This window comes from Klebsiella sp. 64 (assembly GCF_018223915.1).
Classification (GTDB): domain Bacteria; phylum Pseudomonadota; class Gammaproteobacteria; order Enterobacterales; family Enterobacteriaceae; genus Klebsiella; species Klebsiella pneumoniae.
On record NZ_JAGRQZ010000005.1, the window covers coordinates 106,477 to 124,116 of the forward strand.

Sequence of the window (17,640 nt, forward strand, 5' to 3'; positions counted from 1 at the left end):
TTAATGTTTTCACCTGAGAGGGCTGGGGTGAGGCCTTTCCCCTCACCCCAACCCTCTCCCAAAGGAGAGGGTTGGATAGCGCTGATTATTTATTTAACAGTGCCAGAACTTCGTCGACGCTGGTGGTTTTCGCCAGGCGCTCAATCACGGTTTCGTCATCCAGGGCGTTAGTCAGACTGGTGATAACCTGAATGTGCTCGTTATTACGAGCGGCGATGCCGATGACCAGACGCGCGACTTCATCTTCTTCTTCACCGAAGCGCACGCCTTCCGGGTACTGGCAGAAGACGACGCCGGTTTTCAGCACGCGGTCCTTCGCTTCGATGGTGCCGTGCGGTACCGCAATGGACTCGCCGAGATAGGTCGAGGTCAGTTTTTCGCGGTCCAGCATCGCCTGCACATATTCCGGCTCAACGTAACCGCCTTTCACCAGCTGCTCACCGGCGAAGCGAATCGCTTCTTCTTTGGTGGCTGCTTTGCGACCGAGGAAGATGTTATCCGCGCCCAGCTGGAACAGGTTGTTGTTAGTATCGTCAAAGCTGTCTTTCAGGCTATCGGTGACTTTGACTTCGTTGTCGATGTGGCGCTGGGCCGCGACCAGGCGCTCGGTCAGGCTGGTGTACAGACCGCTGTCGAGGAAGTTGGTCAGCGAAATATGCTGCGCCTGCGGCACCTGGCGCATGGCGCGCTCGGTAAGGTCGCGGTGGGTGATGACCAGGTCAACATCCGGCGGCAGGTTATTGATTGCGCTGTTGGTGACCGAGATGTTGCTCAGCCCGGCATCCTGCACTTTCTTGCGCAGTACCCCGGCGCCCATAGCGCTGGAACCCATCCCGGCGTCGCAGGCGACGATGATTTTACGCACATGGCTCAGGTCGTTGGTGACATTACCGGCCGCCAGCGGGCTGGCGCCTTTGGATTCCGCTTTCATGTCATGCATACGACGCGTTGCGGCTTCGATATCGTCTTCTTCTTTAACTTTGCTGGTCTTGAGCAGAACCGCAGAGACCACGAAGGAGACCGCCATCGCTGCGATAATCGCGGCGATGTTAGCGAAGTAGGCGCCTTTCGGCGTCATCGCCAGTACCGCCAGGATAGAGCCTGGGGAAGCCGGGGAAACCAGACCGCCATTGAGGATAGTCAGGGTGAAGACACCGGTCATCCCGCCGAGGATAACGGCCAGGATCAGGCGCGGGTTCATCAGTACGTACGGGAAGTAGATTTCATGGATACCACCCAGGAAGTGGATGATAGCAGCCCCGCCTGCAGACTGTTTTGCGCTGCCGCGGCCAAAGAACATGTACGCCAGCAGAACGCCCATCCCTGGACCCGGGTTAGCTTCAATCAGGAAGAAGATGGATTTACCCAGCTCGTGGGACTGCTGAATACCCAGCGGCGAGAAGATACCGTGGTTGATGGCGTTGTTAAGGAACAGGATTTTTGCCGGTTCGACGAAGATAGACGCCAGCGGTAGCATGTCGTGCGCCACCATAAAGTTAACGCCAGCTGCCAGAATTTTCGACAGAACTTCGACCGCCGGGCCAATGCCGAGGAAGGCCAGAATGGCGAGGATCATCCCGATGATGCCGGCGGAGAAGTTATTCACCAGCATTTCAAAACCGGATTTGATCTTACCGTCTACCCAGTTATCGAACTTCTTGATGCAGTAGCCGCCCAGCGGGCCGGCAATCATTGAGCCGAGGAACATCGGCATATCCGCGCCGACGATAACGCCCATGGTGGTGATCGCCCCGACCACGCCACCACGTTCGCCGCCGACTAATTTACCGCCGGTGTAACCGATCAGCAGCGGCAGCAGGTAGGTGATCATCGGACCGACCAGCTTCGCCAGCGTTTCGTTTGGCAACCACCCTGTCGGAATGAAAAGCGCGGTGATGATACCCCACGCGATAAACGCGCCGATATTCGGCATCACCATATTGCTGAGGAAACGACCAAAGCTTTGCACTTTGATCTTGATATCGGATGACATAAAACACCCCTTCTTCTGTTTTGCGTAGCGCGCAGGCTTAAAGCCCGAGGTTTGTTGTTAATGTGGCGGCAGAGGTAGCCGGGCCCTGATTGATAGTGCGAAATCTGGCACTGAATCGTTTAGCTGTCCAGCCAGCGCCCTTTTATGTGATTTGGATCACATGAATATAGGGGGCTAAGAGGGTTTTTTAGTGATGATGATCACAAAATTACTGTGTAAAAAAACAACACAGCGCCTTTTTAGCCGCTGATCTGCCTTTATGTGTGATATTTGTCACATTTTTGTTTCGTGTTTTTGTTGTTTGTTTGTGATTTTGATCACAAAGAATTTCGCGAGGGGTTTACGCCGCTGTGATCTCGGCCCGGTTTTGCGGCCAGGGCGAGATGGCTCTGTAACTAAGCAACCTTAACTGCCGAATAACTTTTTTACGCCGGATGGCAAAAATGAAAGGCGTGAATTATGCTCAAAATAGCGGCCCGAATGTCAGTGGGTCGTGAATAAAATTCATATAAATTATTAGCGTAAAGCCGAGGGAATTATGTTTCTCAATTATTTTGCGCTGGGCGTTCTGATCTTCGTTTTTCTGGTCATTTTTTATGGGATTATCATTATTCACGATATTCCTTATTTGATCGCCAAAAAACGCAACCACCCTCATTCCGATGCTATTCATGTCGCCGGATGGGTCAGTCTTTTTACTCTCCACGTCATCTGGCCGTTTTTATGGATTTGGGCCACGTTGTACCAGCCTGAGCGCGGCTGGGGCATGCAGCATAAGGCGAATACGGCCCCTGACGAACCTGAAAAAGAGACCGATATACAACAGCTTCGCCAACGACTGAGCGACCTTGAACACCAGGTGGCGGCCATCCAGCGGCCGCAGTCCACCTCTGCGGCGGAGAAATAATCTATGGATCTGTTGATAATTTTGACCTACGTGGCCATCGCCTGGTCGATATTTAAAATCTTCAAAATACCGGTAAATAAATGGACGGTACCTACCGCGGCGCTGGGGGGCGTATTTATTGTTAGCGCGCTTATTTTATTAATGAACTATAACCACCCTTACACCTTTCTGGCGCAAAAGGCGGTGATATCTATTCCTATTACGCCGCAGGTTACCGGAGTGGTTAACAGCGTCACCGACAAAGCGAATCAGCGCGTCAAAAAGGGTGAGGTGCTTTTTACTATTGACCCGGCGCGCTATCAGGCGCGGGTCGACCGTCTGCAGGCCGACCTGGTGACGGCGCTGCACAGTATTAACACCCTCAAAGCGCAGCTCTCTGAAGCCCAGGCCAACACCACCCGCGTGTCGGCGGAACGCGATCGCTTATACAAGGACTATCAGCGCTACCTGAAAGGGAGCCAGGCGCGGGTGAACCCGTTCTCGGAAAGCGACATCGATAACGCCAGGCAGAATTACCTTGCCCAGGACGCGCTGGTCAAGGCGTCGGTGGCGGAGCAGGCGCAGATCCAGAGCCAGCTGGACAGCATGATCAACGGCGAGCAGTCGCAAGTGGCCAGCCTGCGCGCCCAGCTGGCGGAGGCGAAATATAATCTCGATCAGACCACCGTGCGGGCGCCAAGCGATGGGTATATCACCCAGGTGCTGATCCGTCCGGGGACCTATGCCGCCTCGCTGCCGCTGCGTCCGGTGATGGTGTTTATCCCCGAGCAAAAACGGCTGATCGTCGCCCAGTTTCGGCAAAATTCCCTGTTAAGGCTGGAGAAAGGCGACGACGCGGAAGCGGTGTTTAACGCCCTGCCCGGACAGGTATTCCACGGCAAACTGGTGAGCATTTTACCGGTGGTGCCGGGGGGAACCTATCAGGCGCAGGGGGCGTTGCAGTCGCTGACCGTGACGCCGGGCAGCGATGGCGTGCTGGCGACCATTGAGCTCGATCCGAATGCCGAAATCGATGCACTACCCGATGGCATCTATGCGCAGGTGGCGGTCTACTCCGACCATTTCGCCCACGTTTCGGTGATGCGTAAAGTGCTGCTGCGGATGACCAGCTGGATGCACTACCTCTATCTCGACCATTAATGCGATCGGCGGCAGGTTGAGCGGGATGCTCACCTGCCTTTTACCTCGCCCTGAGCCATACTCATATCTTTGTTGGCGATAATTTGTTGGCGATAAGGAGCAGGCTATGAAACTGATCGGCAGCTACACCAGTCCCTTTGTGCGCAAAATATCGGTGATCCTGCTGGAAAAGCGCATCCCTTTTGAGTTTGTCAACGAATCCCCCTACAGCGAAAGCAACGGTGTGGCGCGCTATAACCCGCTGGGCAAGGTACCGGCGCTGGTGACGGACGACGGTGAGTGCTGGTTTGACTCCCCGGTCATCGCCCAGTATCTGGAGCTGCTGGGCGTGGCGCCGCCGATGATCCCCGCCGACCCCAGAGCCGCTCTCAGGATGCGCCAGCTTGAGGCGCTGGCAGATGGGGTGATGGAGGCCGCCCAGGCGCTGGTGCGCGAAAAAGCTCGCCCTGCGGCCCAACAGTCAGAGCAAGAGCTGCTCCGCCAGCGGGAGAAAGTGGCGCGCGGCCTCGACAGGCTGGAAGCCTGCGCGGCGGACGGAACGCTACGCGGTGACGAGGTCAATCTGGCGACCATCTCTACGGCCTGCGCCATTGCCTACCTGAACTTTCGCCGGGTGGCGCCGGGCTGGTGCGCCACCCGGCCGCAGTTGGTGAAGTTGGTGGATGCGCTGTTCCAGCGCGCCAGCTTTGCGCGCACCGAACCGCCGCGGACTTGACCCAGGCAGGTAACAGTTTGCGCAAGGAGGCGTTACAATCGCCGCTGATTGTTGACTCCCTCTCCCGTCGGGAGGGGGGAAAATAACTTACCGCCAGGCCCATTCATGACTACCGAAATTCGTGCGCTTTATACCCGGCTTCCGGCCATTGACCGCTTACTCCGCGACCCCGCTTTTTCCTCCCTGCTGGCGCAGCACGGCCATTCGCAGGTGGTGACGCAGCTGCGCCAGATGCTGGACGAGGCGCGGGAACAGATCCGCCAGTGTCAGACACTGCCTGACTGGAGCCATGACTGGCTGCACGCCTGTGAGCAGCGGCTCACCGCCGGCCAGCGGAGCGCCCTGCGTCCGGTGTTTAATCTCACCGGTACGGTATTGCATACCAATCTGGGGCGCGCCATCCAGGCGGAGTCGGCCGTGGAGGCGGTTGCCAGCGCGATGCGCGCGCCGGTGACGCTCGAATATGATCTCGACGACGCCGGGCGCGGCCATCGCGATCGCGCCATTGCCGATCTGCTGTGCCAGATCACCGGCGCGGAAGATGCCTGTATCGTGAACAACAACGCGGCGGCCGTTCTGCTGATGCTGGCGGCCACCGCCAGCGGCCGCGAAGTGGTGGTTTCCCGCGGCGAACTGGTGGAGATCGGCGGCGCATTTCGCATTCCTGATGTGATGCGTCAGGCGGGTTGTCAGCTGCACGAAGTGGGTACCACCAACCGCACCCATGCCAAAGATTATCGCCAGGCGGTGAATGACAATACCGCGCTGCTGATGAAGGTCCACACCAGCAACTACAGTATTGAGGGCTTTACCAAAGCCGTCGACGAAGCGGAGCTGGCGGCCATTGGTCGCGAACTGGATGTTCCGGTGGTAGCCGACCTGGGCAGCGGGTCGCTGGTGGATCTCAGTCAGTATGGCCTGCCAAAGGAGCCGATGCCGCAGGAGATGATCGCCGCCGGGGTGAGCCTGGTCAGTTTCTCCGGCGACAAGCTGCTCGGTGGCCCGCAGGCCGGGATTATCGTCGGCAAACGCGCGCTGATTGCCCAGCTGCAAAGCCACCCGCTGAAGCGGGCCCTGCGCGCCGATAAAATGACCCTCGCGGCGCTGGAGGCTACGCTGCGCCTCTATCAGCACCCGGAGGCGCTGAGGGAGAAATTGCCGACGCTGCGCCTGCTCACCCGTCCGGCGGAGGAGATCCGCCGGCTGGCTGAACGCCTGCAGCCTGACCTGGCGGCACACTATGCTGATTTTGCCGTCAGCGTGGCAGCCTGCCAGTCGCAGATTGGCAGCGGCTCGTTACCCGTCGACCGCCTGCCCAGCGCGGCGTTGACCTTTACCCCGCATGACGGCCGCGGTAGCCGGCTGGAGGCGCTGGCGGCCCGCTGGCGCGCGCTGCCGTGTCCGGTGATTGGCCGCATTTATGACGGTCGGCTCTGGCTGGACCTGCGCTGTCTGGAAGATGAAACCCGCTTTATGGAGATGTTGTTACGATGATTATTGCCACCGCTGGACATGTTGACCACGGCAAAACGACGCTGCTGCAGGCGATAACCGGCGTGAATGCCGATCGTTTGCCGGAAGAGAAAGCGCGGGGAATGACGATCGATCTCGGCTATGCCTACTGGCCGCAGCCGGACGGGCGGGTGCTGGGATTTATTGACGTTCCCGGGCACGAAAAGTTTTTGTCCAACATGCTGGCGGGGGTGGGGGGTATTGACCATGCGCTGCTGGTGGTGGCCTGCGATGACGGGGTGATGGCGCAAACCCGCGAACACCTGGCGATCCTGCAGTTGACCGGAAAGCCGACGCTGACCGTGGCGCTGACCAAAACGGACCGCGTGGCGGCCGCCAGGGTGGCGGAGGTTCAGGCTGAGGTCGAGCAGACCCTGGGCGAGCTGGGCTTTGACGCCGTCGCTTTCTTTCCCACCGCGGCGGCGGAAAACATCGGTATTGCGGAACTGCGCAGCCATCTGCTGCAGCTTGCGGAGCGCCCCCGCCCGCAGCAGCAGCGGTTTCGCCTGGCGCTGGATCGCGCTTTTACCGTCAAAGGCGCGGGGCTGGTGGTCACCGGGACGGCGCTCTCCGGCGAAGTACGGGTCGGGGATACCCTGTGGCTTACCGGCGTCAACACGCCGATGCGCGTCCGCGGCCTGCATGCCCAGAATCAAGCGGTTGAGCAGGCGCACGCCGGACAGCGCATTGCGCTGAATATTGTCGGCGATGCGCAAAAAGAGGCAGTGCACCGCGGCGACTGGCTGCTCTCCTCACCACCGCCGGAGCCAGCAGAACGGGTGATTGTCGAGCTGCAGTGCCATACGCCGCTCAGCCAGTGGCAGCCGCTGCATATTCACCATGCTGCCAGCCACATTACCGGCCGGGTGTCGCTCCTTGAGGGCAACCTGGCGGAGCTGGTGCTGGATACTCCGCTGTGGCTGGCGGATAACGACCGGCTGGTGCTCCGCGATATCTCTGCTCGCTTGACGCTGGCGGGCGCACGGGTGGTGACGCTGGATCCTCCGCGTCGCGGCAAACGTAAACCGGAATATCTGCAGTGGCTGCACGCCCTGGCAGCGGTCGGCGCTGACGATGCGCAGGCGCTGGAGCTGCATCTGCAGCGGGATGCCGTCCGGCTTGAGCACTTCGCCTGGGCGCGGCAGCTCAGCGAAGCCGGAATGGCGGCCCTGATCCAGCGACCGGACTATCTGCAGGCCGGACAGCGCCTGCTTAGCGCGCCGCTTGCCGCCCGCTGGCAGCGAAAATTGCTGGATGCCCTTGCGCGCTACCATGAGCAGCATCGAGACGAGCCGGGCCCTGGCCGGGAGCGCCTGCGCCGCATCGCGCTGCCGATGGAAGATGAAGCGCTGGTGCTGCTGCTGATTGAGCAGATGCGCGAGAGCGGCTTAGTCCACAGCCATCACGGCTGGCTGCATTTGCCGGAGCATAAAGCCGGGTTTACCGACGAGCAGCAGGCGGTCTGGCAGAAGGTGGAGACTCTGTTCGGCGACGATCCGTGGTGGGTGCGCGATCTTGCGCGCGAAGTCCATGTTGAAGAGTCACTGATGCGCGCGGTGCTGCGCCAGGCGGCGCAGCAGGGGATGATTACCGCGATCGTCAAGGATCGTTACTACCGCAACGATCGCATTGTGCAGTTCGCCCAGCGGGTGCGCGAGCTGGATCGGCTGCGCGGTTCAACCTGCGCGGCGGATTTCCGCGATACCTTAAACGTAGGGCGGAAGCTGGCGATCCAGATCCTGGAGTATTTCGATCGGATTGGCTTCACCCGCCGTCGCGGCAACGATCATATCCTGCGCGATAAGGCATTGTTCCGGTAATCATTAACGTCGGCTCCCCGGCGGACTTCGTGCCGGGGAGCTGGCGAAAAGAACTTGTTAAAACCACTACGTGAGACCGCCGAAGCAATTTCGCGTGAGCTGGGTTTCACGGTGCGTGAAGCGTCAGGCAAATGACCACATCCTGCCGGCCATCTGACAAAAAACAGCGCTGATTCCATTCAGGATCAAAGCGCGGGCAGGGGATATTCTGGCACCCTGCGGTTTTATCCCCAGGGAGCAGAGGATGAACCAGTTTCTTATTGCCAATGCCCAGCGGTGCATCGGCTGTCGTACCTGCGAAGTGGCCTGCGCGGTGGCGCACCAGCAGGCGCAGGATGTCGCCGCCCTGTCGACGAACCATTTCGCGCCGCGTATCCGGGTGGTGAAAAGCGGTGACATATCGACGGCGATGGCCTGTCGGCAGTGCGAGGATGCGCCCTGCGCCAGCGTTTGCCCACAGGGGGCGATTCAGCGCGACAATGACGTCTGGTGGGTCGACCAGCGGCGCTGCATCGGCTGCAAAAGCTGCATGGTGGCCTGCCCGTACGGCGCGATGACCGTTACGGTAATGAACCAGCAGGCGCAGGCGTTGAAATGCGATCTATGCCATCACCGCGCCGAAGGACCGGCCTGCGTGGCCGCCTGCCCGACGCAGGCGCTGCGGGTGATGGTTCCCGCGGAGCTGGAAGCGCTATGCGCGCAAAAACGCCAGCGGCTGGCGCTGGCGTGAATGGGGTCGCTGACGAACGTTACCCGCCCGCGGCGTCCGAGACTATGCTTCCTGTTCGCGCCAGGCAAATTCAACCTCTTCGGCGAGGATTTTCACTCCGGCTTCGATTTTTTGCGGGTCCGGTACATAGTTCATGCGCATACACTGGTGGGTGTGCGGCCACGGTTTATCCAGACCAGGGAAGAAGTAATCCCCCGGCACCATCAGCACGCCGCGCTTTTTCAGCCGCTGATACAGCAGCTCGGTGGAGATCGGCAGATCCTTAAACCACAGCCAGAGGAAGATTGCCCCCTCCGGTTTGTGAATAAGGCAGCGCTCCTCCGGCAGATAGCGGCGAATAATGGCGATGGTTTCCTGCACCCGCTGGTAATAGAAGGGCTTGATCACCGTCTCTGACAGGCGCAGCAGATCCTGTCGTTTAATCATTTCGCACATCATTGCCGGCCCGATGCCGCCAGGGGCGAGGCTAATAATGCCGTTCATGTTGCTGATGGCGGTGATGATTTTTTCGTTGGCGATGATAATCCCGCAGCGGCTGCCCGGCAGGCCCAGCTTGGACAGGCTCATACACAGCACGATGTTCGGATTCCACAGCGGTCGGGCGTCGCTAAAGATAATGCCCGGGAACGGTACACCGTAGGCGTTATCAATCACCAGCGGGACCCCGTGCTGATTCGCCAGCGCATCCAGTTTGATCAGCTCTTCATCAGTGATGACGTTGCCGGTCGGGTTGGTGGGGCGCGAGACGCAGATCATCCCGGTCTCTTCCGTCACCTGCAGATGCTCAAAATCAACATGGTACTTAAACTGGCCTTCCGGCAGCAGTTCGATGTTCGGCCGGGTGGCAACGAACAGATCCTCTTCCAGACCGGCATCGGCGTAGCCGATATATTCCGGCGTCAGTGGGAACAGTACCTTACGGGTGGTGCCATCTGCCCGACGGCCTGCAAACAGATTAAATAAGTAGAAAAATGCGCTCTGACTGCCGTTTGTTAGCGCAATATTCTGTGGTTCGATCTCCCAGCCCAGCTCGTCGCGCAGCATGTTCGCCAGCAGAGCCAGCAGCTCGCTTTTGCCCTGTGGACCATCATAATTACAAAGCGCATCAAGGGCTTTGCCATTATCCAGCATGTCGGCCAGCAGCTGCTGGAAGTAGTCATTCATTTCCGGGATCTGAGCGGGGTTGCCGCCGCCCAGCATAATAGCGCCCGGCGTGCGCAGACCGTCATTAAGGTCTTCCATCAAGCGGGTGATGCCTGAATGACGGGTGAATTTGTCGCCGAAAAGGGAAAATGTCATCGCGAATAGTCTATCGGTGGTTCTGGAAAGTGGCTAACCATAACGCCAGCGCTGGCGTGGTGCAAATCGGCGGGAGGAGGCGGGTTTTTATCTTTATCCTGTATATTGCTATTTTGTTAGCATTTTGTTCTAAATGGTGGCTCCCCGCAGGGCGGAGAGCCACATGTGGATTACTGCTGCTGGCCGGCCCAGATGACCATCACTTTGTCTTCACCGCTCTCACGCACGAACCCGTAACCACGCGACATCGACAGCGTTGTCTGTTTGCCCATGCCGATTGCCGGATGGCGAGCGCGGAACTGGCCGATCTTCTGCCAGTGGGTAACGCTGCGGGCCGCCTTGCCGTTGACATCCTGCCAGTTCATCTCCGAGCGGGTACCCTGCAGCGGGTCCGAGCCGGTGGGGCCGAACGGGCGCGATGATTCGTCGCCATAGAAAATCTGCACGGCGCCAGGGGCCAGCAGCAGTAGCTCCGCCGCGGTGGTGCCGCCTTCGCGGAACAGCCGCGTATCGTGCGAGGAGAGGTAGCTCAGGACGTTAAAGCTCTGCAGCTTGTCCGCCATTTGCTGCCAGGTGAGGTCAATATTGGCCATACAGGTCGCCGCTTTCGCCGCCTGGTCCTGGTAGTCGAAATTGATCATCGCATCAAAACCGTGGCGATAATAATCGCTCTGCATCACTCCATGTCCCCAGGCTTCGCCGGTCATCCAGAACGGCGCCGCATCCAGCGCTTTATCCGGATTGGCTTTCTTCCACTCCGCCAGCGCGGCGGTGGCCTGGGTTTTTAACTGCTGCCAGGCGTCCATCTCCACATGTTTGGCGGTATCGACGCGGAAGCCATCGATGCCGTAGTCACGTACCCACTGGCTCAGCCAGTGTGTCAGATAGTCGCGCGGCGTATAGCCCGGGATCGCTTTCGCTGCGGTGTCTGGTTTATGGTTATAGAAGTTCGGCAGGCCTGAGACCTCCTTCGATTCGGTTTTCAGGTCCGGCAGGAAGGCCAGCGACATGGTGAGATCGTCATAGCCCGGATTGTCGTAATCGCCGATATCGGTGCGGATCCACTTCTTACCCCACCATTTCTCCCACCCGGCTTTGTCGCTGAAGTTGATATAGTCGTTAAAGCTGTGCCAGGTCTGTCCCGCGCCCGGCTTCCAGTCCGTCCAGCGCTCGCCGAGAGTTTTTTTCAGCTCATCGCCTTGCAGATACAGGGAGCCGAACTGGAACTCCTGCATGTCGGCCAGGGTGGCGTAGCCGGCATGGTTCATCACCACGTCGAACAGAATACGTATTCCGCGCTTATGCGCTTCATCCACCAGTCGGCGGAGATCCGCTTCGGTCCCCATGTTGGCGTCCAGTTTCGACCAGTCCTGGGTGTAATAGCCGTGATAAGCGTAGTGAGGGAAATCGCCCTTCGTGCCGCCGCCGACCCAGCCGTGGATCTGCTCGAGCGGGGAGCTGATCCACAGGGCGTTAACTCCCATCTGCTGCAGATAATCCAGCTTGCTGGTTAATCCCTGCAGGTCGCCGCCGTGGAAGGTGCCGATCTCCTGCATGCCGTCTTTATGGCGACCATAGCTGTTGTCGTTGGCCGGGTTACCGTTTACGAAGCGATCGGTCAGGACGAAGTAGACGGTGGCATTGTGCCAGTCAAACGGCGCCGGGGCGGCCGTCTCGGCGCGCTCAAGCAGCAGCAGACCATTGCTGCCGAAGGCGGGCTGCAGGGTGATTTTGCCGCCGCTGACGGTCGCGACATTGCCGCTGTAGAAATCGCGGACCTTGCTGCCCTCGGCGAAGGTTTTGCTGACGTCGATGGTCAGAGGTTTTCCGTCCCACTTCGGACACTGGCGGATCTGCGGCGCCGCGGCGCTGGTCTCTTTTTCCTCCAGCGAAATCATCATCGTTGGCGTGCCGGAACGGGTATCCACCTCCAGGGTATACAGACCCTGGCGGAAGATGCGCCATTGCGGCGGTGTGCCGCGACAGGGCTCCATGGACAGCATCTGGTTGAGCTTAATGCCGCCGGAAGGCTGCCAGCACTGCTGGTCAAAATTTAGCTGCAGGGGACGTGTACCCTTCTCAACCACTTTCTGGCTGATGAATCGGCCGGTCCCTTCTTCGGTAAAAGCAGGAAAGTCGGTGGTAGTCCAGGCGGCAAAAGCCATCCCAGGCACGAATAACGTGGCAAGCGCAGCGAGTTTCATTGCGAGATCCTGTGAGCGGTTTTTATCTAGTGTGCCTTGTCGCCGCGCGGGTGAACTCCTCCTGACGCGCGTTTTACCAGGAGGATGAAAAGGGGTGAGTGACACCGCTCAAAAAATAGGCTAAAAATGAGACGAAGCTAGCATTTTCGCGCTGGCGATGCGCCGCAGAAACCGATTTCAGATGACAGCAATTCGGAATTGGACTATTTCTGTTGATGCCCTCAGTGCGTATTTTTGATACTATTAGCGATTCAGCTATCGTTTTTTTGTGAAAAACAAGGTGTTGGAATGCATATATCCGACCAGGAGACCTGATGATATCGAATCCCATACGACGATATGGGGCCGCCATACTTATGTTACTAACCTGCATCTTTTCAGGTAGTGTGTTGGCGACAACGCACACAGCAACAAAGAGTCATAAAGCCCCAACGGTAAAGAAGATAAGTAGTACTAAGGTAAGCAGTAAACAAGAGTATTCTCGCAATAGTGTAAAGAGCAGTTCACTTCCTGACTTGCGAAAATACCCTTCCGGGACACCAAGGAAAAAAGCGTTTCTCCGGACGGTCATGCCTTATATTACCAAGCAGAATCAGGCGATTACTGCGGATCGTAACTGGCTTATTTCCAAGCAGTACGATGCTCGCTGGTCACCGACTGAGAAGGCGCGCCTGAAGGATATCGCTTCCCGTTATAAGGTGAAGTGGTCAGGCAATACGCGTCATGTGCCCTGGAACGCGCTGCTTGAGCGTGTCGACATTATTCCGAACAGCATGGTGGCGACCATGGCGGCGGCGGAAAGTGGCTGGGGTACCTCCAGGCTGGCGCGCGAGAATAACAACCTGTTCGGCATGAAGTGCGGCGCCGGTCGCTGCCGCGGCGCGATGAAAGGTTACTCGCAGTTTGAGTCGGTAGAGCAGTCGGTGCAGGCTTACGTAACAAACCTGAACACCCACCCGGCCTATTCTTCTTTCCGCAAGTCGCGCCTGCAGCTGCGCAAGGCGGATCAGGAAGTAACTGCCAGCACCATGATCCATAAGCTGAAGGGGTATTCGACCAAAGGGTCGAGCTACAACAACTATCTCTTCGCGATGTATCAGGACAATCAGCGGCTCATCGCCGCCCATCTGTAATCCGGATGCCCGGCCTTGTCGCCGGGCATTTTTTTACCCTACAGCATCACCTCGCTGTGCCGATCGCGGTACTCCTTCGGCGTCACGTCGTACTCCTTCTTAAACACCGAATAGAAATATTGCAGCGATGGATAGCCGCACATCTGCGAAATCTCATTGATCGACAGACTAGTTGACACCAGCAGGCTGCGCGCCTTTTCCAGTTTTTCGCTGTGAATCACCGTGTGGATGGTCTCCCCGACCTCCTCTTTGAAGCGTTTTTCCAGATTAGAGCGAGAGATGCCCACGGCGTCGAGCACCTGTTCCACCTTGATGCCTTTGCAGGCATTGTTGCGAATGTAATGCATCGCCTGTATCACGGAGGGATCGTTTAACGACCGGTAGTCGGTGGATCGTCGCTCAACGACGCGCATCGGCGGGATCAGCTGGCGCTGCAGCGGGAGGGCCTCGTTATTCAACAGCCGGTGGAGTAATTTTGCCGCCTGATAACCCATCTGGCGGGTGCCCTGGGCGACAGAGGAGAGGGCGACGCGAGAGAGATAGCGGGTTAGCTCCTCGTTATCGATGCCGATAACGCACAGTTTCTCTGGCACCGGGATATGCAGTAGCTCGCAGGCCTGCAGGACGTGGCGGGCACGGGCGTCGGTGACGGCGATGATGCCGGTTTGCGGCGGCAGGGTTTGCAGCCAGTCGGCGAGCCGGTTTTGCGCGTGCTGCCAGTTCTCCGGCGCTGTCTCCAGCCCCTGGTAGACCACGCCGCGATACTTCTCCTTCGCGACCAGCTGGCAGAAGGCATACTCGCGCTCTACCGCCCAGCGTTTACCGCTGGAGGTGGGGAGTCCGTAAAACGCGAAGCGGTGCACCCCTTTTTCCTTCAAATGGAGAAAAGCGCTTTCCACCAGCGCGGCGTTGTCGGTGGCGATATAGTGGACCGGCGGGTACTGCTCTGGCTGATGATAAGATCCGCCGACGCCGACGATGGGCACGTGGACATCGGCCAGCAGCTTTTCGATTTCGGGATCGTCATAGTCGGCGATAACGCCATCGCCCAACCACTCTTTGATGTTTTCGATGCGTGCCCGAAAGTCCTCTTCAATAAAGATATCCCATTCCAACTGGGAGGCCTGCAGATACTCGCCGACACCTTCAACTACCTGGCGGTCATAAGCTTTGTTGGCGTTAAATAACAGCGTAATACGGTGACGCTTTTCAAACATAGATAATGTTCCTGCTCTAACCCCGGTCATACCCCTTCATTCAAGATGTTGCCGATGGCCTGACTTACCACTCATCCCGGCCACGTACGCCGGTACGCGGCCGGGGGCGCCGTCTGCAACCCGAATGATGTTGGGTATACACTACCGGCTAATGCCCGAGATATTTCAAGCGCCTTATGGCGAAGTTTGGCGGTAGCGCAAAGAATTCAGACATTCTTCAGAGAGTCTCTCCTTATGCGCGCCGCTTGGTGGCAGAGTCCATCCACACCGCCAGCAGCAAAATGGCGCCTTTAACGATATATTGCCAGAAGGTGGCGACGTCCATCATGCTCATACCGTTATCCAGGGCCGACATAATAAACGCCCCCATTACCGCCCCGGCGACGCTGCCGATGCCGCCCGCCAGGCTGGTGCCGCCGATGACGCAGGCGGCGATGGCGTCCAGTTCGGCGATATTGCCCGCCGAAGGCGACCCCGCGCCGAGCCGTGAGCTGAGGATTAGCCCGGCAATGGCGACCATCAGGCCGTTAATGGCAAACACCGCCAGCTTGGTACGCTCGACGTTAATCCCGGACAGACGGGCCGCCTCCAGGTTGCCGCCGATGGCGTAGATGCGGCGACCAAAGGCGGTGCGGGTGGCCATAAACAGGCCCGCCAGCAGCAGGGCGGCGAGGATCAGCACCGGGGTTGGTACGCCGCGATAGTCATTGAGCAGCCAGATTGCGCCCAGCACAATCACCGCGGTAATGGCCTGGCGGCCGACGGCGGCGGTGGAGGACGAGGTCGCCAGACCTAACGCCTGCCGGCGCATCCGCCCGCGCCACTGCCAGACGATAAACACCGCCATGCCGACAACGCCGATGCCGAAGCCGATGCCGTCTGGCAGGTAGCTTTGGCCGATCTGCGACATCGCCGGACTGGTGGGCGAGACGGTGGTCCCGTTGGTGATGCCGATCAGAATGCCGCGAAACGCCAGCATCCCGGCAAGGGTGACGATAAACGAGGGCACTTTGCGATAGGCTACCCACCATCCGTTCCACGCCCCGAGCAGCAGGCCCATCACCAGTGTCACCAGAATGGTGAGCGGCAGCGGCCAGCCGAGCCAGACGTCAAAGATCGCCGCAGCGCCGCCCAGCAGCCCCATCATCGAGCCAACGGAGAGGTCGATTTCTGCCGAAATAATCACAAACACCATGCCGACGGCGAGGATGCCGGTGATGGCCGTCTGCCGCAGCAGGTTGGAGATATTGCGTGCGCTCAGGTAGGCGCCATCGGTAACCCAGGTGAAAAACAGCATAATGACGACGATGGCGGCGATCATCACGAAGACCTGGAGATTCAGCCCCTTCAGCGCCGGCAGGGCCGCGGGGGCGGTTGGGGTGAGTTTGATTTCAGACGACGTGTTCTTCGACATGGCGTTCGCTCCTCAGCGCGGCTTCCATCACCTGTTCCTGGGTCAGATGTTGATTAACCAAATTGGCTTTTAGTCTGCCTTCGTGCATGACCAGCACCCGATCGCTGAGACCGAGCACCTCGGGCAGTTCGGATGAAATGACAATGACCGCGATGCCCTGCTGCACCAGCTGGTTAATCAGTTTATAAATTTCATACTTCGCCCCGATATCGATGCCACGGGTGGGTTCGTCGAGGATCAGAATGCGCGGATTGAGCAGCAGACAGCGCGCCAGAATCGCCTTTTGCTGGTTGCCGCCGCTCAGACGGCCAATCGCCAGCTCCGGCGAGGAGGTTTTAATTTTCAAACGCTGAATGGACTGCTGAATGCAGTGCTGCTCGGCGGCGTCGTCCAGGCTACTCATTGCGCCGGTGAACTGGTTGAGCGCCGCGAGGGTAATGTTTTTGCCCACCGCCATCACCGGCACGATGCCGTCTTTTTTGCGGTCTTCCGGCACCATGGCGATGCCGTGGGCAATGGCCTGCTGGCAGTTAGAGATGCTCACCGGCTGGCCATCAATAAAGATCTCCCCTTGCCAGCGCCCCGGCCAGACGCCGAACAGGCACTGTACCGCCTCGGTACGTCCGGCGCCGACCAGCCCGGCGATACCGAGGATTTCTCCGCGACGCAGGGAAAATGAGACGTCATTGACCCGTTTAATATGGCGGTTTACCGGGTGCCAGGCGGTTAAATGTTCAACCCGCAGGATCTCCTCGCCGTGGGCGTGCGGCTCGCTGGGATAGAGCGCGGTGAGCTCGCGGCCGACCATCATGGTGATGATATCGTCTTCGCTCATGCCGCTGGCATCGCGGGTGCCGATGTGCTGGCCGTCGCGGATCACGCAGATCGTATCGGAGATCGCTTTGACCTCATTGAGCTTATGCGAGATATAGATGCAGGCGATATCGTGGTTTTGCAGATCGCGAACGATCGCCAGCAGCGTCGCGGTTTCTTGTTCGGTTAAGGAGGCGGTCGGTTCGTCGAGGATCAGCAGGCGAACCTGTTTATTCAGCGCCTTGGCGATCTCCACCAACTGCTGCTGACCAAGGCCGAGGTCGCCGACGCGGGTATCGGGGGAAATGGGCAGATTGACCTGCGCCAACAGCTTCTGACAGCGCAGCGTCATGGTTTCATAATCCAGCAGACCATGGCGGGATATCTCGGCGCCGAGGAAAATATTCTCCAGCACGGTGAGATGTTTCACCAGCGCCAGCTCCTGATGAATAATGGCGATGCCTTTGCGTTCGGTATCGCGAATATGGTTTGCCTGCAGCGTTTCGCCGGCAAAAATAATCTCGCCCTCATAGCTTCCGTGCGGATAGATACCGCACAGCACCTTCATCAGCGTCGATTTCCCCGACCCATTTTCACCGCATAACGAGACCACCTCGCCTGCGTTCAGGCGCAGGCTGACGTTATCCACGGCTTTAACAGCGCCGAAGGTTTTGGTGATGTTCTTCATTTCGAGTAGCCAGGTCATAAAGACTCCGCAACAGTGATATCCGGCGGGATGAAAA

Annotated in this window: 13 protein-coding genes and 1 pseudogene; 8 read left to right on the top strand and 6 right to left on the bottom strand. The window is 58.6% G+C overall.

Annotated features, from left to right (window positions below; all coding sequences use genetic code 11):
- Positions 1-85: 85 nt before the first annotated feature.
- Positions 86-1,993: a PTS mannitol transporter subunit IICBA gene (gene mtlA, locus KHQ23_RS06160; RefSeq protein WP_002922397.1), complete on the bottom strand. Its 1,908-nt coding sequence runs from the start codon at positions 1,991-1,993 to the stop codon at positions 86-88.
- Between the two features lie 538 nt (positions 1,994-2,531).
- On the opposite strand from mtlA, the gene KHQ23_RS06165 reads away from it, so the two are divergent.
- The 7 genes and pseudogenes from KHQ23_RS06165 (at position 2,532) to KHQ23_RS06195 (ending at position 8,817) form a co-directional block, all read left to right on the top strand.
- A complete protein-coding gene (locus KHQ23_RS06165; protein WP_004152044.1) occupies positions 2,532-2,900 on the top strand; it encodes a DUF3302 domain-containing protein in 369 nt (122 codons plus the stop codon).
- 3 nt (positions 2,901-2,903) lie between these two features.
- Entirely contained in the window at positions 2,904-4,040 is a 1,137-nt protein-coding gene (locus tag KHQ23_RS06170; RefSeq protein ID WP_002922393.1) for an HlyD family secretion protein, read from the top strand.
- A 106-nt stretch (positions 4,041-4,146) separates the two neighbouring features.
- Positions 4,147-4,755 carry a glutathione S-transferase gene (locus tag KHQ23_RS06175; protein WP_004152043.1) on the top strand — a complete coding sequence of 203 codons (609 nt, stop codon included), beginning with the start codon at positions 4,147-4,149 and terminating at the stop codon, positions 4,753-4,755.
- A gap of 105 nt (positions 4,756-4,860) precedes the next feature.
- Positions 4,861-6,249 carry an L-seryl-tRNA(Sec) selenium transferase gene (gene selA, locus KHQ23_RS06180; protein WP_004152042.1) on the top strand — a complete coding sequence of 463 codons (1,389 nt, stop codon included), beginning with the start codon at positions 4,861-4,863 and terminating at the stop codon, positions 6,247-6,249.
- Entirely contained in the window at positions 6,246-8,087 is a 1,842-nt protein-coding gene (gene selB, locus KHQ23_RS06185) for a selenocysteine-specific translation elongation factor (RefSeq protein WP_004173923.1), read from the top strand. The genes selA and selB overlap by 4 nt, the downstream gene beginning before the upstream one ends.
- Positions 8,088-8,129: 42 nt before the next feature.
- Positions 8,130-8,222: pseudogene (locus KHQ23_RS06190) on the top strand (IclR family transcriptional regulator); the annotation flags it as partial.
- A 109-nt stretch (positions 8,223-8,331) separates the two neighbouring features.
- On the top strand, positions 8,332-8,817 hold the full coding sequence (locus KHQ23_RS06195) for a 4Fe-4S dicluster domain-containing protein (protein ID WP_002922360.1): 486 nt from the start codon (positions 8,332-8,334) through the stop codon (positions 8,815-8,817).
- A gap of 42 nt (positions 8,818-8,859) precedes the next feature.
- On the opposite strand, the gene avtA is transcribed toward KHQ23_RS06195, so the two are convergent.
- Both avtA and KHQ23_RS06205 read right to left on the bottom strand, forming a co-directional pair.
- On the bottom strand, positions 8,860-10,116 hold the full coding sequence (gene avtA, locus KHQ23_RS06200) for a valine--pyruvate transaminase (protein ID WP_002922359.1): 1,257 nt from the start codon (positions 10,114-10,116) through the stop codon (positions 8,860-8,862).
- A 170-nt stretch (positions 10,117-10,286) separates the two neighbouring features.
- Positions 10,287-12,320 (bottom strand): alpha-amylase, encoded by a 2,034-nt coding sequence (locus tag KHQ23_RS06205; RefSeq protein ID WP_004173926.1) that lies wholly within the window; start codon positions 12,318-12,320, stop codon positions 10,287-10,289.
- 314 nt (positions 12,321-12,634) lie between these two features.
- On the opposite strand from KHQ23_RS06205, the gene KHQ23_RS06210 reads away from it, so the two are divergent.
- Positions 12,635-13,453, top strand: a complete 819-nt coding sequence (locus tag KHQ23_RS06210) for a protein bax (protein WP_004188166.1) — start codon at positions 12,635-12,637, stop codon at positions 13,451-13,453.
- A 38-nt stretch (positions 13,454-13,491) separates the two neighbouring features.
- Here the strand turns inward: KHQ23_RS06210 and xylR are convergent, their stop codons facing one another.
- The 3 genes from xylR to KHQ23_RS06225 form a co-directional block, all read right to left on the bottom strand.
- Entirely contained in the window at positions 13,492-14,670 is a 1,179-nt protein-coding gene (xylR, locus tag KHQ23_RS06215) for a D-xylose utilization transcriptional activator XylR (RefSeq protein WP_004145231.1), read from the bottom strand.
- Positions 14,671-14,902: 232 nt separating this feature from the next.
- Positions 14,903-16,084, bottom strand: a complete 1,182-nt coding sequence (gene xylH / locus KHQ23_RS06220) for a xylose ABC transporter permease XylH (RefSeq protein WP_002922349.1) — start codon at positions 16,082-16,084, stop codon at positions 14,903-14,905.
- Positions 16,062-17,603: a xylose ABC transporter ATP-binding protein gene (locus KHQ23_RS06225; RefSeq protein WP_002922346.1), complete on the bottom strand. Its 1,542-nt coding sequence runs from the start codon at positions 17,601-17,603 to the stop codon at positions 16,062-16,064. The genes xylH and KHQ23_RS06225 overlap by 23 nt, the downstream gene beginning before the upstream one ends.
- Positions 17,604-17,640: the final 37 nt, after the last annotated feature.

What these genes read in the sequence shown, in the direction of transcription:
- mtlA (WP_002922397.1), bottom strand. Translation starts at nt 1,993, where the DNA reads ATGTCATCCGATATCAAGATCAAAGTGCAAAGCTTTGGTCGTTTCCTC.
- KHQ23_RS06165 (WP_004152044.1), top strand. Translation starts at nt 2,532, where the DNA reads ATGTTTCTCAATTATTTTGCGCTGGGCGTTCTGATCTTCGTTTTTCTG.
- KHQ23_RS06170 (WP_002922393.1), top strand. Translation starts at nt 2,904, where the DNA reads ATGGATCTGTTGATAATTTTGACCTACGTGGCCATCGCCTGGTCGATA.
- KHQ23_RS06175 (WP_004152043.1), top strand. Translation starts at nt 4,147, where the DNA reads ATGAAACTGATCGGCAGCTACACCAGTCCCTTTGTGCGCAAAATATCG.
- selA (WP_004152042.1), top strand. Translation starts at nt 4,861, where the DNA reads ATGACTACCGAAATTCGTGCGCTTTATACCCGGCTTCCGGCCATTGAC.
- selB (WP_004173923.1), top strand. Translation starts at nt 6,246, where the DNA reads ATGATTATTGCCACCGCTGGACATGTTGACCACGGCAAAACGACGCTG.
- KHQ23_RS06195 (WP_002922360.1), top strand. Translation starts at nt 8,332, where the DNA reads ATGAACCAGTTTCTTATTGCCAATGCCCAGCGGTGCATCGGCTGTCGT.
- avtA (WP_002922359.1), bottom strand. Translation starts at nt 10,116, where the DNA reads ATGACATTTTCCCTTTTCGGCGACAAATTCACCCGTCATTCAGGCATC.
- KHQ23_RS06205 (WP_004173926.1), bottom strand. Translation starts at nt 12,320, where the DNA reads ATGAAACTCGCTGCGCTTGCCACGTTATTCGTGCCTGGGATGGCTTTT.
- KHQ23_RS06210 (WP_004188166.1), top strand. Translation starts at nt 12,635, where the DNA reads ATGATATCGAATCCCATACGACGATATGGGGCCGCCATACTTATGTTA.
- xylR (WP_004145231.1), bottom strand. Translation starts at nt 14,670, where the DNA reads ATGTTTGAAAAGCGTCACCGTATTACGCTGTTATTTAACGCCAACAAA.
- xylH (WP_002922349.1), bottom strand. Translation starts at nt 16,084, where the DNA reads ATGTCGAAGAACACGTCGTCTGAAATCAAACTCACCCCAACCGCCCCC.
- KHQ23_RS06225 (WP_002922346.1), bottom strand. Translation starts at nt 17,603, where the DNA reads ATGACCTGGCTACTCGAAATGAAGAACATCACCAAAACCTTCGGCGCT.